At 34.1% G+C, this 25,810-nt stretch carries 26 protein-coding genes and 4 pseudogenes; 16 read left to right on the top strand and 14 right to left on the bottom strand.

Translation table 11 applies throughout. The annotated features are described in order from the left end of the window. Nucleotides 1–40: 40 nt before the first annotated feature. Nucleotides 41–1,114, bottom strand: coding sequence for a beta propeller repeat protein (locus JFU54_RS24780; RefSeq protein WP_201066739.1), 1,074 nt, complete (start codon nucleotides 1,112–1,114; stop codon nucleotides 41–43). Nucleotides 1,115–1,382: 268 nt separating this feature from the next. On the opposite strand from JFU54_RS24780, the gene JFU54_RS24785 reads away from it, so the two are divergent. Both JFU54_RS24785 and fbpA read left to right on the top strand, forming a co-directional pair. Then, nucleotides 1,383–2,282 (top strand): cation diffusion facilitator family transporter, encoded by a 900-nt coding sequence (locus JFU54_RS24785; RefSeq protein WP_201066740.1) that lies wholly within the window; start codon nucleotides 1,383–1,385, stop codon nucleotides 2,280–2,282. A 193-nt stretch (nucleotides 2,283–2,475) separates the two neighbouring features. Next, nucleotides 2,476–2,646 (top strand): Fur-regulated basic protein FbpA, encoded by a 171-nt coding sequence (gene fbpA / locus JFU54_RS24790; RefSeq protein WP_002012091.1) that lies wholly within the window; start codon nucleotides 2,476–2,478, stop codon nucleotides 2,644–2,646. Between the two features lie 52 nt (nucleotides 2,647–2,698). Here fbpA and JFU54_RS24795 read toward each other — a convergent pair whose 3' ends face one another. Both JFU54_RS24795 and JFU54_RS24800 read right to left on the bottom strand, forming a co-directional pair. Next, nucleotides 2,699–3,370 (bottom strand): GntR family transcriptional regulator, encoded by a 672-nt coding sequence (locus tag JFU54_RS24795; RefSeq protein WP_002030983.1) that lies wholly within the window; start codon nucleotides 3,368–3,370, stop codon nucleotides 2,699–2,701. A 16-nt stretch (nucleotides 3,371–3,386) separates the two neighbouring features. After that, the gene (locus JFU54_RS24800) at nucleotides 3,387–4,352 is read right to left on the bottom strand and encodes a DMT family transporter (RefSeq protein WP_016103098.1); all 966 of its coding nucleotides are present in this window, start codon (nucleotides 4,350–4,352) and stop codon (nucleotides 3,387–3,389) included. 368 nt (nucleotides 4,353–4,720) lie between these two features. On the opposite strand from JFU54_RS24800, the gene JFU54_RS24805 reads away from it, so the two are divergent. Both JFU54_RS24805 and nhaC read left to right on the top strand, forming a co-directional pair. After that, nucleotides 4,721–5,380, top strand: a complete 660-nt coding sequence (locus tag JFU54_RS24805) for a class I SAM-dependent methyltransferase (RefSeq protein WP_002030981.1) — start codon at nucleotides 4,721–4,723, stop codon at nucleotides 5,378–5,380. Nucleotides 5,381–5,775: 395 nt separating this feature from the next. Further along, entirely contained in the window at nucleotides 5,776–7,179 is a 1,404-nt protein-coding gene (nhaC, locus tag JFU54_RS24810) for a Na+/H+ antiporter NhaC (RefSeq protein ID WP_002135474.1), read from the top strand. Between the two features lie 40 nt (nucleotides 7,180–7,219). Here the strand turns inward: nhaC and JFU54_RS24815 are convergent, their stop codons facing one another. Beyond that, nucleotides 7,220–7,609 carry a MerR family transcriptional regulator gene (locus JFU54_RS24815; protein ID WP_080019756.1) on the bottom strand — a complete coding sequence of 130 codons (390 nt, stop codon included), beginning with the start codon at nucleotides 7,607–7,609 and terminating at the stop codon, nucleotides 7,220–7,222. 7 nt (nucleotides 7,610–7,616) lie between these two features. Then, complete coding sequence (locus JFU54_RS24820; RefSeq protein ID WP_088039152.1) at nucleotides 7,617–8,327, bottom strand: SDR family NAD(P)-dependent oxidoreductase; 711 nt, start codon at nucleotides 8,325–8,327, stop codon at nucleotides 7,617–7,619. Nucleotides 8,328–8,517: 190 nt separating this feature from the next. Between JFU54_RS24820 and fumC the strand changes: the two genes are divergently transcribed. Next, nucleotides 8,518–9,906: a class II fumarate hydratase gene (fumC, locus tag JFU54_RS24825; protein WP_002141206.1), complete on the top strand. Its 1,389-nt coding sequence runs from the start codon at nucleotides 8,518–8,520 to the stop codon at nucleotides 9,904–9,906. Between the two features lie 95 nt (nucleotides 9,907–10,001). Here fumC and JFU54_RS24830 read toward each other — a convergent pair whose 3' ends face one another. Continuing rightward, the gene (locus tag JFU54_RS24830) at nucleotides 10,002–10,424 is read right to left on the bottom strand and encodes a PH domain-containing protein (protein WP_044441536.1); all 423 of its coding nucleotides are present in this window, start codon (nucleotides 10,422–10,424) and stop codon (nucleotides 10,002–10,004) included. Between the two features lie 132 nt (nucleotides 10,425–10,556). Here JFU54_RS24830 and JFU54_RS24835 point away from each other — a divergent pair, with 132 nt between their 5' ends. Beyond that, a complete protein-coding gene (locus tag JFU54_RS24835) occupies nucleotides 10,557–10,748 on the top strand; it encodes a hypothetical protein (RefSeq protein ID WP_002141208.1) in 192 nt (63 codons plus the stop codon). Between the two features lie 38 nt (nucleotides 10,749–10,786). Here JFU54_RS24835 and JFU54_RS24840 read toward each other — a convergent pair. After that, nucleotides 10,787–11,512 (bottom strand): annotated as a pseudogene (locus JFU54_RS24840) (MBL fold metallo-hydrolase). Beyond that, nucleotides 11,486–11,572, bottom strand: a pseudogene (locus JFU54_RS30410) (MBL fold metallo-hydrolase); the annotation flags it as partial. The pseudogenes JFU54_RS24840 and JFU54_RS30410, both read right to left, overlap by 27 nt. A gap of 220 nt (nucleotides 11,573–11,792) precedes the next feature. Between JFU54_RS30410 and JFU54_RS24845 the strand changes: the two are divergent. Together JFU54_RS24845 and JFU54_RS24850 are read left to right on the top strand one after the other, a co-directional pair. Next, nucleotides 11,793–12,557 (top strand): DUF2087 domain-containing protein, encoded by a 765-nt coding sequence (locus JFU54_RS24845; protein ID WP_088039153.1) that lies wholly within the window; start codon nucleotides 11,793–11,795, stop codon nucleotides 12,555–12,557. Between the two features lie 98 nt (nucleotides 12,558–12,655). Then, on the top strand, nucleotides 12,656–14,065 hold the full coding sequence (locus tag JFU54_RS24850) for an MATE family efflux transporter (RefSeq protein ID WP_002086395.1): 1,410 nt from the start codon (nucleotides 12,656–12,658) through the stop codon (nucleotides 14,063–14,065). A 53-nt stretch (nucleotides 14,066–14,118) separates the two neighbouring features. Here the strand turns inward: JFU54_RS24850 and JFU54_RS24855 are convergent, their stop codons facing one another. Further along, nucleotides 14,119–14,817: a peptidase E gene (locus JFU54_RS24855; RefSeq protein ID WP_002031081.1), complete on the bottom strand. Its 699-nt coding sequence runs from the start codon at nucleotides 14,815–14,817 to the stop codon at nucleotides 14,119–14,121. Between the two features lie 542 nt (nucleotides 14,818–15,359). On the opposite strand from JFU54_RS24855, the gene JFU54_RS24860 reads away from it, so the two are divergent. The 6 genes and pseudogenes from JFU54_RS24860 (at nucleotide 15,360) to JFU54_RS24885 (ending at nucleotide 19,154) form a co-directional block, all read left to right on the top strand. Continuing rightward, nucleotides 15,360–15,758: a DUF3942 family protein gene (locus tag JFU54_RS24860; protein WP_002031084.1), complete on the top strand. Its 399-nt coding sequence runs from the start codon at nucleotides 15,360–15,362 to the stop codon at nucleotides 15,756–15,758. 125 nt (nucleotides 15,759–15,883) lie between these two features. Then, complete coding sequence (locus tag JFU54_RS24865) at nucleotides 15,884–16,300, top strand: BlaI/MecI/CopY family transcriptional regulator (RefSeq protein WP_201066742.1); 417 nt, start codon at nucleotides 15,884–15,886, stop codon at nucleotides 16,298–16,300. Between the two features lies 1 nt (nucleotide 16,301). Then, nucleotides 16,302–17,115, top strand: a pseudogene (locus JFU54_RS24870) (M56 family metallopeptidase). Nucleotides 17,116–17,169: 54 nt separating this feature from the next. Next, nucleotides 17,170–17,883, top strand: coding sequence for a cytochrome c-type biogenesis protein CcdA (gene ccdA, locus JFU54_RS24875; RefSeq protein ID WP_002031088.1), 714 nt, complete (start codon nucleotides 17,170–17,172; stop codon nucleotides 17,881–17,883). Nucleotides 17,884–17,901: 18 nt separating this feature from the next. Beyond that, nucleotides 17,902–18,456, top strand: a complete 555-nt coding sequence (locus JFU54_RS24880; RefSeq protein WP_201066744.1) for a TlpA family protein disulfide reductase — start codon at nucleotides 17,902–17,904, stop codon at nucleotides 18,454–18,456. Between the two features lie 14 nt (nucleotides 18,457–18,470). Beyond that, complete coding sequence (locus JFU54_RS24885; protein ID WP_002141213.1) at nucleotides 18,471–19,154, top strand: prolipoprotein diacylglyceryl transferase family protein; 684 nt, start codon at nucleotides 18,471–18,473, stop codon at nucleotides 19,152–19,154. 48 nt (nucleotides 19,155–19,202) lie between these two features. Here the strand turns inward: JFU54_RS24885 and JFU54_RS24890 are convergent. Next, nucleotides 19,203–19,747: pseudogene (locus tag JFU54_RS24890) on the bottom strand (helix-turn-helix domain-containing protein). Nucleotides 19,748–19,896: 149 nt separating this feature from the next. Between JFU54_RS24890 and JFU54_RS24895 the strand changes: the two are divergent. Both JFU54_RS24895 and JFU54_RS24900 read left to right on the top strand, forming a co-directional pair. Then, nucleotides 19,897–21,234, top strand: a complete 1,338-nt coding sequence (locus tag JFU54_RS24895; protein ID WP_201066746.1) for a D-serine ammonia-lyase — start codon at nucleotides 19,897–19,899, stop codon at nucleotides 21,232–21,234. Nucleotides 21,235–21,388: 154 nt separating this feature from the next. Next, a complete protein-coding gene (locus tag JFU54_RS24900) occupies nucleotides 21,389–22,636 on the top strand; it encodes a DUF445 domain-containing protein (RefSeq protein WP_002086386.1) in 1,248 nt (415 codons plus the stop codon). Nucleotides 22,637–22,666: 30 nt separating this feature from the next. Here the strand turns inward: JFU54_RS24900 and exsE are convergent, their stop codons facing one another. From exsE to JFU54_RS24920, 4 genes are read right to left on the bottom strand one after another with little or no spacing between them, the layout of a single operon-like run. Then, the gene (gene exsE / locus JFU54_RS24905) at nucleotides 22,667–23,623 is read right to left on the bottom strand and encodes an exosporium protein ExsE (RefSeq protein WP_201066747.1); all 957 of its coding nucleotides are present in this window, start codon (nucleotides 23,621–23,623) and stop codon (nucleotides 22,667–22,669) included. Next, nucleotides 23,620–24,690 carry a hypothetical protein gene (locus JFU54_RS24910; RefSeq protein ID WP_002086382.1) on the bottom strand — a complete coding sequence of 357 codons (1,071 nt, stop codon included), beginning with the start codon at nucleotides 24,688–24,690 and terminating at the stop codon, nucleotides 23,620–23,622. The genes exsE and JFU54_RS24910 overlap by 4 nt, the downstream gene beginning before the upstream one ends. After that, on the bottom strand, nucleotides 24,683–25,126 hold the full coding sequence (locus JFU54_RS24915; protein WP_002086380.1) for a hypothetical protein: 444 nt from the start codon (nucleotides 25,124–25,126) through the stop codon (nucleotides 24,683–24,685). Before JFU54_RS24915 ends, JFU54_RS24910 begins: the two co-directional genes overlap by 8 nt. Further along, nucleotides 25,123–25,668, bottom strand: coding sequence for an RNA polymerase sigma factor (locus tag JFU54_RS24920; protein ID WP_307838321.1), 546 nt, complete (start codon nucleotides 25,666–25,668; stop codon nucleotides 25,123–25,125). Before JFU54_RS24920 ends, JFU54_RS24915 begins: the two co-directional genes overlap by 4 nt. Between the last annotated feature and the right edge of the window lie 142 nt (nucleotides 25,669–25,810).

Consider the following 25,810-nt stretch of genomic DNA (forward strand, 5'->3'; position numbering starts at 1 on the left):
AAGAGAGACTGCCTAAAAACATTAGGCAGTCTCTTTTTCGTTAAGAACTAGTAACGAGCAATGCATGCGGATGCTGCGTTTTATACTCATCTTTCCATGTAATGTTTAGCTGTTCCCACGTTTCGCCGCTATCAGTGGATTGAAAGATGCCATTGTTATTTAAAGTGTAAAACGTATGTGGTTCGGCTGGATTTGTAGCAAACATCGAAATGACTGTACCAATTGCAGATGGTAGACCTTGCTGTACTTGCTGGAACGGAGTATCTTTCGTTTTCCGATAAATATAAGATTCATAAGGAATACGGTGATGAGCAAGGTCGGCACTTGGTGCGGCAGAAACGAGAATTGTATCGCAATCAGCCGGATCGATAGCCATGCTGTATAAATAATGATGCTCAAGTCCGTCACTACATGAGATCCAGCTGTTTCCACTGTTATAACTTTCAAGATATGCACGATCAGGTCCGCCCATAAATCCGTCACCACATGATGCATAAAGGCGATTTGGGGCTTCAGGGTGCATGAGTAATTGATGAGCATCGATAGGAGCACCGAATTTTTTATCAATCCATGTATGCCCTTTATCATTACTTTGAATAACAGCACCAGCTTCGATTGAAACATGGAGTGTATTTGGATTGTTTGGATCAACTGTAATCCAGCGTACGTGATGGGTAAAAGGTCTAGGCGGAAAAGCCCACGTATAGGAAGATAATAATGATTTCATATTTTTAAGTTCAGTCCACGTTTCACCACCATTTTCTGAACGGAATAAAGCACTAGGTTCTGTACCTACATAAACGACGCCGTAGCCGTTAACTTGTTCATTTGAGCTTATCGTTATAGAAGTAATAGAAGAGTGTAAAATACCATCCTCTTTAGGGAAATCAAAGTAACGATATGAATCTCCAATTGGTCTCCACGAATCCCCGCCATCGTCACTTAGCCATAAACCTCGTCCAAATGTGCCGCAATAAACACGATTTGTTTGGAATGGATCAACCACAATACAGGTAGGTTGCATATTTTGTAAATGATATGTGGTTTCATAGTTATCATATTGTTCTTTTACTACAACAAGTTCACGCTCCATGCAGAGAAATAGTCGTTTCAATTTTGTAACCCCCTTAAAAATTCTTTCATTAGTAAACAATATGAAAATAAAAAAGAAGTAGTCTTGTTTTTAGTTGAGAAAAAGGACTTGTTTGAAAAGTAGCGAAGTTTGTATACAGAGGAAGCGGGATAAAGTGAAACTTTAATCAGTGGGGTATTGTTCATCTTCTACGGATTAGTAGCATTCACTATCGGGCGTTAATGGGGGATAAAGATAGGGAATGTGTTTCATACTAACATACAGATATTGCACTTAAAGGAGCATTTGTATGGGACACTCACATGATCACGGTCATTCAAAAAATAAAAAAGCGTTATTAATTGCCTTCTTATTAACAACAAGCTTTATGATTGCTGAAGTTGTTGGCGGATTTGTAACAAATAGCTTAGCACTATTGTCTGACGCAGGGCATATGTTAAGTGATGCAGTATCCTTAGCTTTAAGTTTACTTGCGTTCAAGCTTGGGGAAAAAACGGCAACGGCTGCGAAAACATATGGGTATAAGCGAGTCGAAATGTTAGCGGCATTATGTAATGGTGTCGTTCTTATTGTCATTTCAGTATATATTTTTATTGAAGCAATTCGTCGTTTTAAGGAACCAGTTGAAATCGCTAGTAATGGAATGCTCATTATTGCTGTGCTTGGTCTGCTTATTAATATTGTATCAGCTTGGATATTAATGAGAGGCGGAGATGTGAAAGGTAATTTAAATTTAAGAAGTGCGTTCTTACATGTACTAGGCGATTTATTAGGTTCAGTTGGAGCGATTATTGCTGCGTTACTTATTAAATTTTTTGGATGGACTGCTGCAGATGCGGTTGCTAGTATTCTTGTGTCTATTTTAGTCATTATAAGTGGATGGCGTGTAACACGTGATACAGTTCATATATTAATGGAAGGTGCACCGCAGCACATAGATGCTGAAGAGGTGAAAAATACATTATTAAATATTACTATTGTAAAAGAAGTTCATGATTTACATATATGGTCTGTAACATCAGATTTTCAAGTATTAACTTGCCATCTTATTATCGAAGGTAATGAAACGCAAAGCGTATTGAAAGAAGCAACGGATGTATTAAAGGGGAAATTTCATGTAGAACATGTCACCATTCAAGTTGAAATAGAAGGTGAATTTAACCATAATGAGACAACTTGCAAAGTATGAAAGAAAAAGGGTATGAAAAAGTGTCATAACATTTTTCGCGTGGCATACATATATATAATGTGGCCACAAATACTTTGTAAGGTAAATATTTCATAAGATTACTTTACTTATTAAGAATCATCTTTTATAATCAAAAGTGGTAATTGATAAAGATTATCATTTTCAATGATCGTAGAAAGGAGTTTTTTAAAAGATGAGTAGTCAACTCCGTTTTGCTGTTGAAAATCGTAAGAGACATTTAATTGATGAGTTAATTGGAGCAGGGGTGTTTAAGATTCGCGACCGACAATTATACGAGCTATCTTTAGAGGAATTGGAAAAAGAGTACGAGCATATTGAAGATTACGCAAATATTCAGGCATAGCATATAGATTATTAAAGAAGGAGCTGGTTACACTTTTGTGTAACCAGCTTTATTATTTCATAGAAATTATTTTTTGTATTTCTTTCATTGGACGGAGCCAGTTTTGAGACATCATTTGTTCCATTCGTTTTTCATCCTGTTTTTGTAGTGCTTGAATTATAGAGTGATGTTCTTTAATAGATTGACTTGCAGGCACGAAGTTTTGGAAAAATAAATATTCAAGGCGTAAAATGTGAAGTTGCATATTTTCTAGAAAAGGTTCAATATATCGGTTTTTAGCAATAGAAGTAATTGTATTGTGAAATCGTATATCTAGTTCTAAAGCTTTTTTTGAATCTTTTTCATGTATAGATTGTTGAAAAGCATCATTTATCTCGGAAAGTAGTTTAATATCAGCGTCTGTAACTTTTTGAAGTGCTTGCTTTCCTATAATTGAGTGAAGACCAGCTATCGTCTCATAAATGATAGATACGTCGTCTAACTTAATAGGCGCGATTTTCGTTTTTTGCCCAGGTACCATTTCAACTAATCCAGAAAGCTCTAAAATTTGTAAAGCTTCTCTAACAGGTGTTCTGCTTACTCCTAGTGCTTCTGCCAATTCCCCATCATTTATTTTTTCATCAGGTCGTAAAACACCTTCTATAATCCAATCTTGCAGTTGATTTAAAACGAGTGACTTTGCTGAAACTCTTCCTGGTTTTTTATAATTTTGAGGGACAGGCATAGTGAATTCAATCCTTTCATTGTATATATTTCTTTTTCGTATTAACAAGCTTTAATTTTGGTTTTCCTTTATCCGGTTTTTGGCTTAATATGAGCACCATTACAATTACACAAAAAGCACCTAATAACTGAAAAGATTGAAACGGTACGTGCAAAATAAGCACAGAAGAAATAATAGCTGCGAGTGGTTCTGTACAGCCAAATAATGTTGTTTCTTTAGGCGTAAGGTATCTTATGCTATCTAAGTATAAATAAAATGCGATGAGTGTCCCGAAAATGACGACAAATGTAATGAGCGGGAGGGTACTTAGTTTTACATATTTCATAGTTGATAATAAAATGAATTCGTTTGTGGAAATAAAGTGTAAAATCGTTACGCCAATCCCCCCAATGATCATCCCCCATCCAACGATAACGGATGAAGACCACTTTTCTAACAATTCTTTTGAATACAAACTATAAAATGCAAGAGATAGTCCAGATAAAACGCCCCAAATGATAGCAGGTGTAGATACAGCTAAGTTATGAACAGAACCGTTTGTTAATAGGAGAAAAGTCCCTACTAATGAGAGGGTAATTGAAATATAATCAATTTTTGATGGACGAACGCTCCATTTGAAAAGTAAGTATACAGTGATAAATATAGGGGCTAAATATTGTAACAAAGTTGCAACAGCAGCGTTTCCTTCTTTAATAGAAGCGAAGTACGTGTACTGTACAGCAAGCATGCCTAAAAGCCCGAACAAAATTATCTTATTTGCATCAGACTTTTGTTTCCAAATTCCAAATATTTCTTTTTTGTTCGCTCCGAATGATGACATAATGAGCAAAATAGCACCGGATATAAGCAAACGGATTGTAACTAACCATTCAGTAGAAACGTTTTCATACTGAAAAAGTTGTTGCGCAGCTGTTCCGGATAAGCCCCATAAACAAGCACCGATTACAACCATAATAATTCCTTTTAAACGATTTGAATCCATAAAATATATAAGTCCTCCTTTTTAAAAAAATATATTGAATACAATATGCAATATATCACAGAATGGAATATCAATAAACTGAAATTTCTAATTTAAAATAAAATTGTTTATCCCGCATTAACGGGCAGTAAGACTCCCACCTTGAAATTCGGCGAATGCGAGGAAGTTAGGTGGGAGTCGTGCTGCTCGTAAAAGTCCAATTGGTGAGGCTAATAATCAGTGGAGGATGGAAAAACCCCCACTGATTAAATTTTCATTTTATTAAGAACGATCATCTTTTTATGAAATATAATCATAATCGCGACGCCAAAAAAATAAAGATAAGAGTAATTTGGTTTGTTAAAAATATGTGTATAAGGAGATACGTGATGAACTGGGTTACTCATAAACCATCGTTTGAATTTGAAAATTTTAGTCCTATTATTCGGTCACAATCTGCGTGGAGTGGGCATTTAGATTTCGCATATGATTTAGTAAGATTTGAAGAACCAGCAACTTTAGTTGAGTTAGGTACGCATTTAGGTGCTTCATTTTTTAGTTTTTGCCAGGGGGTAAAAGATGGTGGGTTAGCAACAAAATGTTTTGCTGTAGATACTTGGGCTGGAGATGGGCATACAGGTCCATATGGAGAAGGGGTTTTTCAAATAGTAGAAAAAGTGGTGAGGGATAACTACCTGAATATAGGGAATTTAATTCGGTCTACTTTTGATGATGCTCTGGATGAGTTTCAAGATGAAACGATAAATCTTTTGCATATTGATGGCTATCATACGTATGAAGCTGTTTCTCATGATTATAAAACATGGTTACCTAAAGTTGCGAAAAACGGTATTGTATTATTTCATGATATTGAAGTTAAAAACGGTGATTTCGGTGTGTATAAGTTTTGGGATGAGGTCAAGGTGAAATACCCTCATTTTCAGTTTGGGCATTCATATGGACTCGGAGTTTTATTTCCGAAAGGTTGTAGCGATAAGTTTTCGGAAATACTTAAAAATAAAGAAGAGATACAAAATATGTATAAATAAAAGAGGGGCATGCATCGATTAAATGATGTATGCTCTTTTTTTATGTGGAAATATATTATTACATATGAGGTGAAAGCGGTAGTAAAAAGTTTTGTTGAGGCAAATATTAAAAAGGTTATTATGGGTTAATAATTAGTGGGGATGGATAAAACCCTCATTGATTAAAGTTTTATTTCATTAGGTGTTTTTATCTAAATAAATAAAAATACAACATTTTTTATATTTTTCATTGCGAAAAGCGCAATCTACTTTTACAATAGAAAGGGTTGTGAATATATTATACTGGAAAAATAAATCGAAATAATATGAAAATTTTGTTTTGTCTTCGCTAATTGTATACTACATACATGTAAGACTACATACATCATGTTATCGACTTGTAAGGAGAGAAAAAAATGAAAAGTGTAAGATTACCATCGATGCTAGAAATTATTATTCTTTTATGCCTATTTCTTGCTGTCGTCTTTTCCTTCCAAACGATTTTTGATCTCCCAATTCAATTAGCGCTATTTATTTCATGGTTTTTAGTTATTGCGCTTGGATTAAGATTAGGATTTCGTTATCAAGAATTGCAAGATGCAATTACGAAAGGGATTTCTAATGGATTAGAAGCAATTCTTATTTTAGTTGCAGTTGGGGCTTTAATTGGAACGTGGATTGCTGGTGGGGTTGTACCTACATTAATTTATTATGGATTAGAATTCATTCACCCTAGCATATTCTTATTGGCAACTTTAATTATTTGTTCAATCACTTCTATCGCGACAGGAACATCATGGGGAACAGTTGGAACTGCAGGTATTGCTATGATGGCGATAGGTGAAGGGCTTGGATTACCACTTCCGCTTGTTGCGGGTGCAGTCCTTTCAGGAGCTTATTTCGGAGACAAATTATCACCACTTTCTGATAGCACAGTTCTTGCAGCTTCTATGGCGAAAGTAGATGTTATTGCTCACGTTCGAGCTATGCTCGTATTAGACGTTCCAGCTTATATTATTACCAGCATTATGTTTACTGTTGCTGGATGGATGTATGGCGGGGATAATGTAGATTTAAATAGAGTTGAGTTTTTAAAAGAATCTTTATTAAAGCACTTTGATATTAAAATATGGATGCTTGTTCCAGCGGTAATTGTTATTGTGCTATTGGCGATGAAGAAACCATCTATGCCAACAATTGCTATGGGAGCTTTAATTGGTGCAATTTGGGCAACACTTTTCCAAGGAATGAACTTTGGAGAGGCAATTGGAACAGCATATAACGGATTCTCAATTCAATCTGGTGTCGAGTTTGTCGATAAGTTATTAAATCGTGGTGGAATTAATGGTATGCTTGGTTCAGTAGCCGTTATTATTTTCGGCTTAGGTTTTGGTGGATTACTTGAAAAGCTAGGTGTTCTAAAGGTAATCGTATCGAAATTTGAGAAGAAATTAAATTCTGCAGGTAATGTAACATTGTCTACACTAATCGTTGCATTTTTAGCTAACATATTTGGTTGTGCGATGTACGTATCACTTATTTTAACACCAAAAATTATGGAAGAAAGCTATGATAAATTAAAAATAGATCGCCGCGTATTAGCACGTAACTCAGAAGTAGGTGGAACTTTGACTTCTGGTATGGTTCCATGGTCTGATAATGGTATTTTTATGGCTGGTATTTTAGGTGTATCAACATTATCATACGTTCCATTTATGTGGCTAAGCTTCGTATCACTCATTTTAGCAGTTATTTATGGATATACAGGCAAGTTCATTTGGTATGTAGATGATGCAGATAAAGGAAAGCAAGCATCATAAAATAAAAAATCACCTTCTACAATATGTAGAAGGTGATTTTTTATTTTATAATAGGAGTTGAAGAAGTTATTTCGTCCTCATATTTAGCAATTTTTTGTTGTATCTTTTTTAAGTTTTTTTCAGTGTCTTGAATGAGCTGTAAGACATTGGTCTCCTGTTGTTTCATTAATTCCAACCGTTGAAGGATGGTAGATTCCCCCACCATAGACCAGTCGATAAATTTTTTTATTTTTTGAATTGGCATACTGGTGTTTTTTAAACATAAAATCATCTCTAAATATTTCAGTGCTTCTTCATCAAAAACGCGATCTCCTTTTTCATTTCTTTTAAGAAAAGGGAACAGTCCTTGTTTATCGTAATAACGTATTTGAGAAATAGTTAAGTGGTGCATTTTGGCGACTTGCCCAATTGTATAATACATATCATTCATCCCTTTATTACCAAGGTATAATGCCGTCTTTATTTAGTATTTTACCATTATAGTTTGTTTCACTTAATGCATATTTAATAATAATTTTAGCACTTTCATTGGTCGTATGGCCACCTGGGGAATTTCCATTTAGGTCAGTAGTTGTAAAACCAGGGGTTACTCCGAAAATTGCTGGACCGTTAGTACCAAATTCTTTGCTAAATGCTAATGTTAAAGCATTAATAGCTGTTTTTGAAGAATTGTATCCTAATGTATTAATTGGGTGTGTTTCACCGCTAGCAAACATTGTTAGTGAGGCCATGTCAGTTGTTACATTTATAATTTTACTGTTGCTTGATTTCTTTAATAATGGTAAAAAGGCTTGCACCATTTGGAATGTTCCAAAAAAGTTAACTTCAAATCCTTGGCGTAAAGTTTCAATATTTAATTCACTAGGTAGCGTATGGAAGTCGAGTGCTATGCCTGCATTATTGATTAATAAATCTAAGTGGTCAGTCGTTTCATGGATTTTTTTGATTGCTTCTTGAATGGATTGAGCACTAGAAATGTCTACTTGAATATAGGAAACGTTTGAAACATTTAAAGATTCTACGGCTTGTTGTCCAAGTTGTTTATTACGAGCACCTAAAAATACGTGATAGTCTTTTTCTGCTAATTGACGAACCAATTCATATCCGATCCCTTTATTCGCACCTGTTATGAAAGCATATTTTTTCATTTTGAATTCCTCCAGTGTCGTTATAGTAGGTTACAATGGAAAGGATACAGCCTAAACCTAAGTTTAGGTCAAGAGGAATTTATGAAAAAAATATTGAATATTTGTATATATGAGTGAGAATTCTTATCATTTGATTAAAAGTCTGTTAATATAAGAGATGTAGGTATTATATTTTCAAGGGGATGAAAAAATGGAGTACAGAATTGAAAGAGATACATTAGGAGAAATAAAAGTTCCAGCTGATAAATTATGGGCAGCACAAACGCAGCGTAGTAAGGAAAATTTTCCGATTGGAACAGAGCATATGCCGCTTGAAATTGTAAAAGCATTTGCGATTTTAAAGAAGAGTGCAGCGCTTAGTAATCAAAATTTAGGAAAGCTATCAGAAGAGAAGACGCAAGCAATTGTGGAAGCTGCTGATGAAGTTATCGCAGAAAAATGGAATGAACATTTTCCACTTGTCGTATGGCAAACGGGTAGTGGTACACAATCGAATATGAATGTAAATGAAGTAATTGCAAACCGCGGTAATCAAATTTTGAAAGAAAAGGGATCTGACGTACATATTCATCCGAATGATGACGTGAACATGTCTCAAAGTTCCAATGATACGTTCCCAACAGCACTTCATGTAGCGTGTGTAATTGCGGTAGAAAATCATGTATTGCCAGCTATTACGAAATTAAAAGAAACATTAGCAGAAAAAGTAACTGCATTTGAACATATTATTAAAATCGGTCGTACACACTTACAAGATGCAACACCGTTAACATTAGGACAAGAAATTAGCGGATGGCACCGTATGCTTGAAAAAACAGAGCGTATGATTGCAGAGAGCAATACATATATGAAAGAGCTTGCAATTGGTGGTACTGCAGTTGGAACAGGTATTAATGCTCATCCTAAATTTGGTGAGATGGTGTCAGAGGAAATTAGCCAATTTACAGGTAAGCAATTTATTTCTGCACCAAATAAGTTCCACGCATTAACGAGCCATGATGAAGTTGTATATACGCATGGTGCATTAAAGGCATTAGCAGCTGATTTAATGAAGATCGCTAACGATGTACGCTGGCTGGCAAGTGGTCCACGTAGTGGTCTAGGAGAAATTATTATTCCGGCAAATGAGCCAGGAAGCTCTATTATGCCAGGTAAAGTAAATCCAACGCAAAGTGAAGCGTTAACGATGGTTGTAGCGCAAGTGATGGGAAATGACGCAACAATCGGATTTGCTGCGAGCCAAGGTAATTTTGAGCTAAACGTATTTAAACCAGTTATTGCATATAACTTCTTACAATCCGCTCACTTATTAGCAGATGCAATTGTTTCATTTAATGATAATTGTGCAGTTGGCATTGAAGCGGATGAAGAAGTAATTAAAGAGAATGTGAATCGTTCATTAATGCTTGTTACTGCATTAAACCCGCATATAGGATATGAAAATGCAGCGAAAATTGCGAAGCATGCTCATAAAGAGGGGTTAACTTTAAAAGAAGCAGCATTGCAATCGGGCCTATTAACAGAAGAGCAATTTGATGAAATTGTAGATCCGAAAAAAATGATTGCTCCGAAAGAGTAATAGAAAAAGCCAAGGTTCTTAGTTTAGAATCTTGGCTTTTTTTGATATTTATTTTATGTTTCCGCCACTTGTACTACTGCAAGCTCCAAAAGATATTATTTGTTAGAAGACGTATTCATTACTTTCATATGTGGGCAGTTCTCTTTTAAGAGTGAAATGAATTTTTCTTCTTCTTGTGGTACGAAAGTTGTCACAGAGTCAAATAAATTATAATCAATTTCTAATTGCTGCCTAGTCCATTTTTCTGAACGGAGTGTTTTGCCAGAGTATTTAATGTGACGAATATCTTCAAATGGAATTTCAGTACGTAATATGAAACCGTGTTTTACAATAAGAGAAGATTCCGTTATGTTGTAGTGAGAGAAATAGAATGAAGAGAGATTCACGATATTTAACAGCATCATAAGAGTGAAAAAAATAGAATTTTCGTTTTGGAAGAATAGCGAAATGAAAAAAATAATTATAAATAATGTAATAAAAATGACGTGAAATGGATTTTTTTTCGCTTTAAACTTCAAGTTAGTCACCTCGTTATACGTGTTATTTAACTAAATTAAATCACAACATCGTAATAAACCGAAAGAATATGCAGAATTGCATATTCTTTCGGTTTATTATTCGTGTAAAATTTTTTGATAGGGTAAATTTAAATGAAGTTTTTAATAGTGGAGTGGCATAAAGTGACTAACAAGAATAGAAGTGTAGTGCTAGTCATAATTAGTTGTATGATGATTATGAATGGCTGCTCAAATAGATTCGCTGAGGATGGAAAGCGAAAACATGTATTTGTACAAGCGAGTAAAGTTTTAGTGGAAGTTGTTTATAAAATATATAAAGGGTAAAAAGGGTGTTTCTATATGTGGAAACACCTTTTTTGTAGTTAAAATTGAATACTGAAGTTTTGGAATGAGTGAATGTTGGTTCCATGTTGAACGAGGTTGTTATCACTTAAATATTGAATAGCGTATTTTACTTCTTTCAATATAGTAGGAGAAAGACCAAGTGTATGATATGAACCGTAAATTTGTTTAATAGGAGAGAAGTTTGTAATTTTGTTTAGAGACTGAACTAAGTCTACAGGATTTGTCGATGGATAAAACGCAAAAATCGTGCCTTCATAAAGTAAATCTCCTGTGAATAAAAACGCAGTTTTATAATCGCATATACAAATATATCACTGATGAGTGAACTGGAGTATGTATAATTTGAATTTTCCTATTTCCGATATCAATAATGTCTCCATCCTGTAGTAATTTTGTTGGTGTTCCTTGAAATGGATTGAATGTTTCAGGTTGAAATGTTTTAGGTGTAGGTTTAGTAATGTCACGAGCGATGTCGTGCCTAATTTGAGTAATAGGAAGTCCTTTTATGCCGTTAATGAGCCAATCTTCTTCTAAAGCATGTACATAGATTTCTTCATATTGTGAGTGACTACCGATATGATCCCAATGAACGTGTGTTGTGACAACTGTAATTGGTAAGTTTGTTAGTTGGTCCGTTATACGTTTCATCTTATCGATACCTAGTCCAGTATCGATAAGGAGTGCGGTGGTATCGCCTACAAGTAAGAAGGAATGTACTTCTCCCAATGTCCATATTCACTAATCGCATATGTATTTCGAGCGATTTGTTTAACAGTAAACCAAGGGTCGTGCAGAATAGTCATGTTTTGTTTCACATCCTAAATTCATTTATTAAACACATTCGCTTTTCGTTGCTTTAAGTCCTTTTTTAATTTGTTTAATAGATTTTTTTATAAAAGTTTATAAAATGGGTAAACGGAACGTTGAAATGTTTGTTTGTGCTATGTTAAGATGGTGAAGTGGTAATAAACGTTATTGTGATTTGTTTGGTTTTTGAATAAACGTTTTGAAGGAGTGTTTAGTGTGAGTGATATTTCAGAGAAGTTTTGGGATGCATCGGTTGAGGAATTGAAGAAAGGGTATGTGTTTGAAGCGGAAGCAGAGGAATATATTTGTTTAGCTTGTGGAGAAGCGTTTATTAAGGGGGTTATTTATCAAGATAATCAAGTTTTGTATGAAGCAGAGAAGTTTGTGCAATTGCATGTGCAAAATGAACATACGTCTATGTTTGATTATTTATTAAATCTTGATAAGAAGTATACGGGTTTAACGGATTTGCAAAAGAAAATGGTTCAGTTTTTCCATATGGGGCTAAATGATAAAGAGATTGTAAAAGAGATGGATGGCGGAAGTACATCAACCATTCGTAATCATCGATTTACACTTCGAGAAAAAATGAAGCAAGCGAAAGTGTTTTTAGCGTTAATGGAACTGTCAGAAAAAAAATCAAAAGTACAAACGAAATTTGTACCCATTCATAGAACAGCAACGATGGTGGATGATCGCTACAATATTACGGAAGAAGAAAATGAGGAAGTATTAAAAGCACATTTTATAGAAGGATTAGATGGACCGCTTTCTAAATTTCCGAAGAAGCAAAAGCGTAAATTAATTATATTACGCCATTTAGTGACGAAGTTTGATAGTAATAAAAAGTACAATGAAAAAGAAGTAAATACTGTCATAGAAAGTGTATACCCGGATTTTGTAACTTTAAGAAGATATTTAATCGAATATGGGTTTTTAGATAGAACAGCTGATGGAAGCCAATATTGGGTGAAGTTATAATAATACGGAAAAGAAAATGAATGGAAGCACATCGTTATAACAACTATACAAAGAGATAGAAGTTGAAAAACAGATTTTTAGTAAAAGGGAAATGAAATTTGAAACCACCTACAGATAACAATAAAGAAGGTGTAGAGTCACAGAAGTCAGAAACGGAACATAAGCCGATATGGAAATCGATGTCCATGTTTTTAGTGCCGTTACTTTTAAGTAATGTATTACAGTCAGTTGGACAGTTATTTGGAATGGTAGTAGTAGGAAGATGGCTTGGCGTAAATGATCTAGCAGCTATATCGGCATTTTTCCCGTTATTTTTCCTACTCGTTTCATTTGTAATTGGAATTGGTTCTGGTAGTTCAATTTTAATTGGTCAGGCATTTGGTGCTAAAAATGAGGAGCGCTTAAAAGCTATCGTTGGTACGACGCTTACGTTTACTTTTATTATCGGAGTCGTGTTGGCGATAATAGGTAGTATTTTTGCGATGGATATTATGCGTCTTATGGGAACGCCAGAAAATATTATTGAAATAAGTGTGCATTACGCAAGAATTTTATTTATATCTATGCCAGTATTATTCTTATATTTTGCATATACAACATTTATGAGAGGTACAGGAGATTCAAAAACGCCATTTTACTTTTTAATCGTAAGTACAGCGCTAAATATGATTTTATTACCAATTCTTATTTTTGGCTGGTTAGGAGCTCCGAAATTAGATGTTTATGGAGCAGCATATGCTTCTGTTATATCTACAGTTATTACGTTTATTGTCATGCTAGTGTATTTAAAGAAGAAAAATCATCCACTACAATTAGACGGGACAGTAAGAAAATATCTTCGTATGGACTGGGAGTTATTAAAATTATTGTTACGCCTCGGTATTCCAGCGAGTATTAATATGATATTAGTTTCATTATCAGAGATCGCGGTAATCGCATTTGTAAATCGGTACGGTTCAGATGCAACAGCGGCGTATGGTGTTGTGAACCAAGTTGCAAGTTATGTACAAATGCCAGCGGTTAGCCTCGGCATTACCGTATCAATTTTTGCAGCGCAATCAATTGGTGCGAACCAATTTGATCGATTACAGAAAGTTGTTAAGGCCGGAATTATTATGAATTACATCATTGGTGGTGTATTAATATCTCTTATTTACTTGTTCTCAAGAGATATTTTAGCACTATTTTTAACAAGTCAAAATACAATTGACATTGCTCATAGTCTAATCATGATTACATTATGGAGCTACTTAATTTTCGGTCATGCACAAATTATTAGTGCGACAATGCGAGCAAGTGGTACTGTATTATGGCCAACTGTAATCAGTGTTGTATCAATTTGGCTTGTTGAAGTACCTGTGGCGTATTATCTTTCTTACCATACGAGCCTTGGAATAGAAGGGATATGGATTGGGTATCCAGCTGCATTCATCGTCAGCTTAATATTACAGTATGCATATTATAAGCTTTCATGGCAGAAGAAACGAATTACACGATTAGTGAGTTAAAAGATGAAAATGTCCCTAAGTCATTATACTTAGGGACATTTTTTTATGAATGCTTATAAATAACTTTTTAAAGTTATGTCAAAATGTTGTCTAATGAGTTCTCCATTATTCATATAAAACTCCCAAGCTGTATCTGGCTCACCGATAATTTCAAATGAACCTTCTGTAATATATAAAGCACAATTATCTTCTAATGCAATACCTTCTATATTACCTTGGTGCGTTTGTAAAAACGTATGGAAGGCATTCATTCTATTTAATTGATTGTAATGGGGGCAAAATCTTTTGTTAACAATCCCCCAGCCACTACTTTCTATATAACCGGAACCTTCATAATCCGAACGAATGCTAGATGTGAACCAGCACATAGCACCGGCACTATATCCTGCAATAAGTGTTCCACGTTTTAAAGCAAATAGTAACTTTTCATCTAGTTTATGTTCTTTCCATTGTTCAAGCATGTGAACGTAATTTCCACCGCCAAGGTAAATTAAATCGGCAGAATGAATCATCTCATCTATTTCATATTTAGTAGGTGTTTCGGTTGAAATGCGTAAAATTTGAACCTCACAATGTAATTGCTTTTCAAATGTTGCTAAAAATAACTTTATATATCCTTCATCATCACGACTAGCTGTAGGAATGAATAATACTTTTGGGTATTGTTTATTCGTTAATTCTATAAGTCGTTCATTAATATGCAAGTGATTTGGATCTTGTAAATCACCGCCACCAATGACAGCTAATTTCATAGTAAAGCACCACCTAATAATATTTGTTATGTAAAAATTCGATAGTGGGGAGTTACATTCCTTCTGTGATTTAATGAATAAGGGAAATAAAGTAAACAATATATTGAAATAGCATAAGGGGTCGATAGCTGTGGATAGAAAGGAATTAGAAGCAGTTTATCCCGCTATTTGAGGGCAGTAAACTCCCGCCTCAAAATTCGATTGGAGCAAAGCAGTTAGGTGGGAGCCCTGCTGCCCGTAAACGCCCGATTGGTGTGGGCTAATAATCAATGGGGGATGAACAAAATCCCCATTGATTAAAGTTTCACTTTATTGATATATAATACTGGAAAATATTGTTTCAAAATATGGGGACAATATGTTTAAATGAATATAACGACGTACTAATGAATGTTGAAAGAGTATTTATATTTAAAAAGTACAGGGAATACCAAAAGTTTTACAAAAGTGTTTTTTACTTTTTATAGGAACTTATTTTATAATATAGTTAAATTATATTAATATATTTATTAGCGTAGACTAAAAAGAGGGAGCGTGAAAGAGTGGATTTTCGATTTGAGTTCGCAGCGAAGGTGAAAGAATATTTAGATGATGAAAAAGATGAAAAAATAATAAAAGATGGACACAGAGATATAATTTATAAATATTTATATCCGTTAGAGAGTGAAATTGGAATTTTTAAAAACCCTAACTTTACTTTTTTTGCATCAGGAAGACGTTCACATATAGTATTAGAAAATATTGAATTTAAAACAGAAGTAAACGTAGAAAGTAATATAATTGAAATTACAAAAATAGTGGATAATGTGGTGATTCCATTAGATACTATCGTAGCTAAAGATCGGGAATTATTTGCACTTGGGCGTAACGAGAAATTTAGTGTGCAAATATTAGAATATTATCTCTATGATACATTTGGAGAGAAGTTAGGTTTACAATGAATCGAACGTGGTACAGATAACTAATTAGTGAAGATTAGGATTCATTTAAGTATCAGTTAATATCATTTATGTTTGACCTTCTATATATTTTATACTACAATCTGTAGTGTGAAAGGGGCCATACGATGTTTACTCAAAACTACAAGTTAAATGAGCAAGGGTTAAATCACTTTTTCGGACCGCTTGAAGCGAAAATAATGGAAATTGTTTGGGCTACTGAGGGTATTACCATTAAAGATGTGCAACAGAGATTAAGTGAAGAATCCCCGGTGAATTTTAATACTGTAATGACAGTTATGAACAGATTAGTAGAGAAAGCACATTTAGAAAAGCATATTGTGAAAAGAAGTGGTATGTATCGTACTACACAAACGAAGGAAGAATTTTTATCTAATCAAACGAAGAAAATGACACAGGAATTAATGGGTGAATTTGGAGATCTTGTTGTGAACCATATGATAGATGAGTTAGAACAAGCTGATCCATCTTTAATAAAAAAATTAGAAGAGAAATTAAGTCGGCTAAAAAAAGAGGACCAATAAAATGAAGTGGCAAATGCGTAAAATCGTTTTGTTAGCAGTGACTATTAGTGTGCTTTTTTTAAGCATGTTAGTATACTACGTTACATACCCATTTCTTTTTCAAAATAAAGCATTTTTCCTTTCTCAATTTTGTTTATTTGAATTACAAAAACATATGAGGGAACTATCAATACTTCGTATAATGATAGCCGGATTACTGTTATTTACTGTAATCATTATGAGTAAAAAGAATTTGGAAGCAATTTTTTTATAGTAAAAGATTGAAAAGAAATCTCGTGTCTATTACTAGAAAAGGAAAGCAAGTGTACGTATTATCAACGTTACAGATTACGGCATTTACAATTGGATTATTTCGACCGAAAATTGTCATTTCAGAAGGAATGTTTCAGGCATTTTCTGAGGAAGAAATTGATGCGATTGTATTACATGAGGAATATCATCAAAAAAATCGAGATCCATTAAAGTTATTTTTCTTTACATTGTTAGCTGAGGGAATGATGTATATTCCTATATTAAAAGGGATGTTGCAGCGTTATCATGTATATCAAGAGCTATCAGCAGATAAATATGCGATGCAAAAAATGAAATCTTCATTTGAGCTAGGTAGTGCATTATTAAAGTTAATTAAAATAAAGACGATGGAAAATCAATGTATTACAGCGTCGTTTGCGAAAACCGCAATTAATTTACGAATTGAGCAAGTGTTGAATGAGAAAGTTGTTAAGCTGAATATACCATTACATACAAATTCAGTATATGTAACGTTAGGGCTATTTTGTATGTCGATTGTACTTATTGTCGGAGAGTGCATATAGCCTCTTTTTTTAATAATTAACACTACGCATTGTAGTGTGTTTAGGAGGGATAAAATGAATGCGGCGGATTTAACAATTTGGCTAGTAGTAGGGGCTGGGATACTTTCATTTATATCACCATGTTCTTTACCGCTATATCCATCTTATTTATCATATATTACAGGTGTGTCTATTCAAGATTTAAAAGAAAATCGTGGGATTATGCAAAAGTCAGCGATTATACATACAGTATTTTTTATGATCGGTTTCTCGGTTATATTTTATGCGTTAGGTTTATCGGTGAGTTGGATTGGGATTACTTTTTCATCTAATCAAAGATTGATTCAGCAAATTGGTGGGGTTTTTATTGTTTTGATGGGGTTATTTATGACTGGATTGTTTCAGCCTAAGTGGCTTATGGCAGAGAAAAAAGTGCAGTATAGAAGTAAATCGACAGGATATATTCGCTCAGTTTTGGTCGGCATGACATATGCAGCAGGATGGACACCGTGTGTTGGTCCGATATTTTCTGCAGTGCTTATGCTCGGGGCGACCAATCCGGAAAGTGCGCTTCTTTATATTACGGCATATACTCTTGGCTTTGCAGTTCCGTTTTTCGTGATGGCATTTTTTATTGGAAAGGTAAAATGGATTGTTACTTATGCCAATGTCATGATGAAAATCGGCGGTGGAATGATGATTTTAACAGGGGTTTTATTATATACAAATCAAATGACGAAAATTACAGCGTTCTTTATTCGTCTATTCGGCGGATTTACGGGATTTTAGAAATGAGGAGGAAGAAAAGTGAAGAAACTAATTGCTATTATACTAGCTGGGGCACTAATTTGGGCAGGAGTTAACTTTTATAATACTAAGAAAGAAGAAAAAGAAAGAAAAGCGAAACAAGCGGAGTTACAAGAGAAGGAAGTATTACCACAAGTGGGATTTAAAGCGCCGAACATAACATTAAAAGGATTGAACGGGAAGCTTTATTCGTTAAATGATGCAAAGGGAAAACCATATGTTATTAATTTTTGGGCATCATGGTGTGGTCCATGTGAAATGGAGGCTCCTGATCTAGTTCGTTTGTATGATAAATATAAGGAGGATGTTGAAATCTTTGCGGTAAATGCAACAATCGGGGATCCAGTACAAGAAGCGAGCGCATTTGCAGATCGTCACGGATTTAAATTTCCTGTTCTATTAGATATGGACGGAGTAGCTGGAATAGATTATAAAGTATTTTCTTTACCAACGACATTTTTTGTTAATAAAGATGGAATTATTGTAGATCATGCACGAGGTGTATTACCTCCAAATCAATTAGAAGAGAAGTTTAAGAAAATAATTGAGAATTAAGAGGGGATTTCATAGTGATGGAGTGGATGGTGAGGTTACAACCCGTTTCTCTTATAATAGGAAGTTTATTTGGATTTACTCTAATGAAACTAAGGATGAAAAAGCAAAATATTCAATATGAAAAAATGATGGATGCAGTAATGAATGGCTTTCTTATCATTGTATTAGTATGGAAATTCGCACCGGCAATTTTAAATCCGGTATGGGCCATTGGGGCGCCAATGCCAGCATTATTAGCTGTAGGAAGTATTCAGCATATTATAGTAGGGTGCGTAATTGCGAGTATATATATTGTTTGGAAAAGTAAAAAAGAACAATTTTCTCTTCGGATTTTACTTGATACATTACCTTTTGGATTTTGCGTGAGTATAATCTTTTATTTTATATTCCATCAAGAAGTAGGTGCACAAACGACACTGCCGTGGGGGATGAAAATATATGAATCAAAATTTTTGTATCATCCTATTTTCATGTATGAGATTATACTCGCACTCGGTATAATTGGCTCGTTATGGATTAAAAATGAAAGATTAGGAAATGGAAAGAATATAATCTTTTTTCTAATTTGCGAGGGAATTGCTCATATCATTATTTCACTTATTAGTGAACAAAATTCAGTTCTATTTGGTCTTTCAATACAGCAAATACTGAGCTTCTTTGTTATTAGTTTAGGGATTTTGTTAGTACCAAAAAAATAAAAGTAGCCATGCACGGAGAGCATGGCTACTTTTGTATCATCATATGAATTAAAAAATCGGCGGAGTAACAGAAAATAAAACAATCGCATTTTTCTCGAATTGATTTACCCATTTATGTTTTAAATAAGCTGGTATTTTTACGCTATCACCAGTTTCTAATGTGTATTCTTCTTCATTTAAGTGCAATGTGATTTTTCCGTCTAATACAAATGCTAATTCTTCACCTTTATGTTCTAGAACATTTTCTGATGAAGCAGTATTTGGTGGGATAGTCATAATTGCTGTTGCTAAATTTCCTGTGAAATCAGGTGATAACAATTCATATGATAAATTATCGATAATCATTTTTTTCTTTTATGAGAACGTACAATTAAATCGTCTGTATTATTTTCTTCAAGTAAAAAACTAAATGTTGGAACATCAAGAGCTTTTGCAAGTACCTTTAATGTTTGAATAGAAGGGTTAGCAGAACCACGTTCAATTTGACTAAGCATTGATGGTGTGATTTCGGCCATCTTTGCTAATTCTTTACTAGTTAACCCTTTTTCTTTTCTTTGTTTTTCAATCTTTTTACCAATATCTATATTTTCCATAATAAATGCTCCTTAATAATTATTAAATTATATTTAAATAAATTAAATTGAAATTAACTAAAATGAATTATTTATGTTAAACTATATTAAAATTAATTTAATTATAATTTATTATATGGCTATCTACAAGGATATGAGGAGGAAGAGGAATGAAGGAGATAGAGGCATTAAAAGAGCAATATCCACTAGTAAATAACTTAATCGCAACAGAAGAAGTATTTTGGGTAAACCCGAATATAGAAAAGTATGAAACAGCAATAAAAAATTCACCACTTAATGAAGAACATGTAAAAGACGCGGAAGAGAGATTAAAGCGTTTTGCACCATATATTGCGAAAGTATTTCCTGAAACGAAAGAAACAGGCGGTATTATAGAATCACCTTTAGTGAAAATCTCTTCTATGAAACAATCTTTAGAGAAAAGTTATGGGAAACCTATTTTAGGGGAATTACTATTAAAATGTGATAGCGGGCTTCCGATATCAGGATCAATAAAAGCTAGAGGCGGAATATACGAAGTGCTGAAACATGCAGAGCAATTAGCATTGCAGCATGGAATGTTAACAGAGAAAGATGATTATTCAATTTTAGATAGTGATAGATTTAGAGGTTTCTTTGCGAAGTATTCAATTGCAGTAGGTTCTACTGGGAATTTAGGGCTTAGCATCGGTATTATGAGTGCGAAACTAGGTTTTAACGTGACTGTTCATATGTCAGCAGACGCAAAAGAATGGAAAAAAGATTTATTAAGAAGTAAAGGTGTAAACGTTATTGAATATGAAGCTGATTATAGTAAAGCAGTAGAAGAAGGAAGACTGCAAGCAGATGCAGATCCTAGCTGTTATTTTGTTGATGATGAAAACTCGCATGATTTATTTTTAGGATACGCAGTAGCAGCGTCACGTTTACAAAAACAATTAGAAGAGTTAGAGATTGTAGTAGATGAAGAGCACCCTTTATTCGTTTATCTTCCGTGCGGAGTAGGGGGCGGACCTGGCGGAGTAGCATTTGGTTTAAAGTTATTGTATAAAGACAACGTACACTGTTTCTTTGCGGAGCCAACGCACTCTCCGTGTATGTTACTCGGTTTAATGACAGGGCTTCACGATAAAATCGCCGTTCAAGATATCGGGATTGATAATGTAACTGATGCGGATGGACTTGCGGTAGGAAGACCATCTGGATTTGTCGGTAAAACGATGGAACCATTTTTGAGTGGAAATTACACAGTAAGTGATGAGGAGTTATATAGATTATTAAAAGAACTGGCTGATACTGAAAATATTTATTTAGAGCCTTCTGCATTAGCGGGTATGATAGGGCCGTTGAATGTATGTAAAGCTGAAAATGAGTATTTACAAAAACAACAGTTAACAGAGAAGGTGAAGAAAGGTACTCATATTGTGTGGGGAACTGGTGGGAGTATGGTTCCGGAAGACGTGATGAATGGGTATTATAAGAAAGGTTTGGAATTAACGTTAAAATAAAAATGAGGCTATTTACAGCCTCATTTTTTTCATGTGCATAAAATTCTTTGTTATTTTCGCATTAGTTCATTATAGTATAGATATAAAGGATTGCTAATATCGAATAAATATAACAAAAAAGCTTTATTTTACATAATAAGAGGATGTGTATACGATGTCATTACAGACTAAATATATAGCGGGTATTTCGCTTGGGGTTATGGGCGTAGGTTTTGCGGCTTCAATCCCTTTTCAAGGAACGGTAGCTGGAGAAATTATACAAGGTGGATTTGAAGCTGGGTTAGTTGGTGGACTTGCGGATTGGTTTGCGGTTACAGCTTTATTCCGTCATCCGTTGGGAATCCCAATTCCACATACAGCATTATTACCGAAAAATCGTAAGCGGGTAACAAAGGGACTCGTTTCTACGTTAGAAAATGAATGGCTGACGAAAGAAAGTATTACAAGTAAAGTAAAAGAAATGCAGCTAGCGCAAATGGTACTGCAAATTGCTGAGAAAGAGTTACAGTCTGATGCTGTGAAAAAAGGGATTGTAACAATTGCTGAGAAAGCGATTCTTCAAATAGATACGGAAAAATTAGCAGTTATTATTGAAAAAGAATTAAAAACGTATTTGCATACAATTAATACAAGTAACATATTACAAGTTCTCGTGGATCAATTAGTAGTGCAAGAATATGATGAAAAAACACTTGATTACATATTAGTAAAAGTGAAAGATTGGACAGCTCAAGATGAAGCACGTTATCAGCTCGGAAGCTTAGGCATGAAGGCGATGGAAAACATAAAAGTAGATGGATTCCTACAGTTTACTTTGAAATCGTTTATGAATATTGTTGATGAGGATAAAATCGGCGGCATTTTGCAGAAGTTTATCATTAGCAATATTAACAGCTTACAAGATGCAGATAATAGCACAAGGCAACTTATATTAGCGAAAATTCGTCAAGAGATTATAAATGTAAAAGAAAATGAATCTTTATTACAGGAATTAGAGAAGTGGAAAGAAAAATGGATTGCAAATTGGGATGCTACTGACAAAATAAAAGAGATGCTAGAGCAAGTACAGAGTAGGGCAGTTACTTTTGTGAAGAATGAAGAATTTGCTGATAAATATGTTGTTCCATTCTTACAAACACAAATGAATAAAATAAAAGAAGACGAATTGACTGTTCAAAAAATAGAAGATTGGTTACAAAAACAAGTTGTTACTATTGTTGAAAAGAATCATTCGAAAATTGGAAAGCTTGTGCAAGAAAACCTTGATAAGTTAGATGATAAAACATTAATCGAAATGATTGAAAATAATGTCGGTAAAGATTTGCAGTGGATTCGTGTGAACGGGGCTGTTTGTGGTTTTATGATTGGATTAATTTTAGAAGGAATAAAAGCGATTATATGAGAAAAACCTTCCACAACTGTGGAAGGTTTCTTATTTTTCGATAAAGCTCATATTTAAATTATAAGCTTTCTCAATATTTAATTTGTACGTTCCATTTCCTGTTTTTATCGAGTTTTTATACCAATGTTCTTGCCCATTTAATTCTGGATTTTCTTCTGAAGAATTATTTTCTTTTTTCGCTAAATCTTCTACTTGTTCCCAAGGTGTGTTTCCGTGAGTTTCTTTTTGATTTGTTACGGCTGTTAAAGAAACATCACTTTCTTTAGTTAAATGAACAGATACGTTTGAACTGTTTTGTACAAACCAATTATTTTGTAATTGACCTGGATAAAGAGATAGTTCGTTATTCGAAGCGCGGATCTCTACATTTTTATTTTGCGGAAGAACGAGTGTTTGTTTCACCTGTGGTGCGAAGTTAAAAAACGTATGCTGAACCGGTAATGGTTTTAACGTTATATACATCGTTTCTCCAGCCGTTTGAACTGAAAGGAAATCCTCTTGTTTTAAATTAGGTTTTTCATTTGCCTTTGTCGTCATTTCATATGTTCCAAAAAGATGAATTTGATTTGTATTATTTCCCTCTATCGTTAGAGGGTGATGCCCCGCATCCACTACGATTTTTTTGATAGATTCAGGTATATCAAGTTGTCCGTCTGGAATATTACTCGTTTGTCTAGTTGTGTTAATAGAATGACGAACTTCTTCTAGCAATCCAGTTGATAATAAGCAGTAAAAAGCAATTCCAACACTTCCTAAAACTCCGATAAAGAAAATACTAAAAATATCATATTTAATAAATGAATGTTCCTTCTTAGAAAATAGAAGGTATAGTAAAATTTCAGCGCCAAGTATGATAAGTAAAACAGGCCACCAGGCTGTTAATGTATCTAATGCTTGAACTCCTTTTACGACTGAAAATAGTAAAAAGCAACCTAATGTAATAATGGAGAGCCCCATTGAGAATGTTCCAACGCGCCATGTTCTCATTCGTTTGTACCACCTTTGTTTTCTTTATTTCCAAGTAACAATTTAAAGCCGCCACCAATTAAAAGGAGAGCAACGATAGATGTTTGGAAATAGCGATAATATAGTTCGCTAAGATGAATATTAAATATAGTTGCAAAATAGTCATTCAAAATAGGAAGGACTGTTTGATCTAATAAATAATAACCACCGAGTGTAATTAACCCAATACCGATCCATCTTTGATGATTGATAAAATAGTCAATGATAGGTTCGTCATTTACACGTTCTTTTCCGTATTTTGCAGTTTGCTGTAACGCATCAAAAAAGCTATAGAACCAAATGATTGGTACTAAAAATAAAAACGCAGAAAGTCTTAATAAGTCGAGCAAATAAATAGATAGTAAAAAGGCTGCCATAAGCTGAAGACCACGGCGCTGTAAGCCTAAATACATATGTCCTGCTCCAGGAAACATTGCTAAAATGGAAGCGAATGTTTTATTTTTCTTTCCTTGTTCTCGGTGCTCTTCAAATTCTTCAAAAATAGTACGATCCACTAATTGCTCGCCGCGTTCTTTTTTCTGTAGTTGTTGAACAACATCGAAGAAATTATAAATCCATAAAACAGGTAATGTAATAAGAAAGATAAGGAAACTTCCTTGAGATGTTAAGAGTGCAACGAATATAATCATACTTCCGATTCCTGTGCAAGCGACTAAAAATGTAAGTCCGCGTTGCATAAGTCCTAATTGAAAATGACCAAGCCCAGGAATGATTGATAGAAGAATGATATAAAATCGTTCGCTTTCTTTAGAGGACTCTGTAAATTCTCCGGCTGCTTGTTTTTTCGATTGATTAATAATAGTGATAACTAAATCTAATAAATTGATCGCCCATAACACGACTAGTAAAAATAGAGAAAGAAAAGCAATATCACGCGCTCCTAATGCTATTGTACAAAATGCTGCAAGGATAAATAGAAATAAAGCCCCGCCGCTATATAAAATAAATCGTCCAAATTTCTTTAAATATAAATGTCCAAGCCCAGGAATTAGCCCTAACACAAGTGCTAAAAAGGGATTTTTATTCATGCTTTGAACCTCCGTCCTTTTTTGATGTGTCTACCGATTTGTTTACAATTTGTTGTGAGATAGAAGACTCGTTATGTTTTGAAGATTTCTCGAAATTTGATGTCGCTGTGAAAATATACTGGAATAAACCACTTACCATAAAAATAATTGTAGCCGCAGTCGCAATTATGTAGTGAATAATTGTGCGCTTTAGTGAGTTTGTTTTTATATTTTCATTAGATTGTAGTGTTTCAAAATTAATTTGCGTCATAACTTCGTTCGTAAATGAATCATCATTTATCATTGGAAGGTTTTCATGTTGTTCATCAATACTTTCCATATAAAGTGCTAAACAATGATCACATTCATAAAGATGTTCTTCCATAGATTCACGTTCATTGTTTGATATAACATCTAATGTATAATTGCGCCAATCTTCTTTTGAATAATGCATCATAGAAACTCTTCCTCCTTCCAATGTTTTTTAATCCATTTTCTTGCCCGATACAGTTTCATTTCGACTGTTTTCACTTCAATATTTTCTTGCAAAGCAATTTCTTGATAACTTTTTTCTTCTAAGTAATGTGCGAGAACGACGTCACGGTAATTGTCGGGAAGTTCTCTCAGTTTTTGAGCAATGAGTAATTTTTGCTCTTTCGTCAATAATAAAGCCTCAATATTATGAGAGGATTTTATATTTTCCGCAGTTTCTTTACATAAGGAGAGTTCTTCGTTTTCTCTAGCTTTTTTTCTCTTATAATCAATAGCGTGATTGGTGGCAATACGTGCCATCCACGTTTTTAATCCGCGAAATTGATAATTTGGGAGAGAGGCGTGAATTTTTACGAATACTTCTTGTGTAACATCTTTAGCATCTTCTTCATGTCTTAAAATAGAAAAGATAACTTGAAAAATATAATGACGATATGTTTGTACAAGGATACGAAAAGCATGTTCGCTTCCTTGTTGTGCTTTTTCAACTAATTGTTTTTCCTCAATCGGTCTCTCCCTCCTTTTTGACGCATTCTATTATATAGACGTAAGAAATGATAAGTCACCCTACACATGTTATAAAAAAAGAATAATATATTTTTAGCAGGAGGGCTATATGAAAAAGGTGTGAAAAAATGGTAAAGAGAAT

The organism is Bacillus sp. TH19 (genome assembly GCF_016651075.1).
GTDB lineage: Bacteria > Bacillota > Bacilli > Bacillales > Bacillaceae_G > Bacillus_A > Bacillus_A mycoides.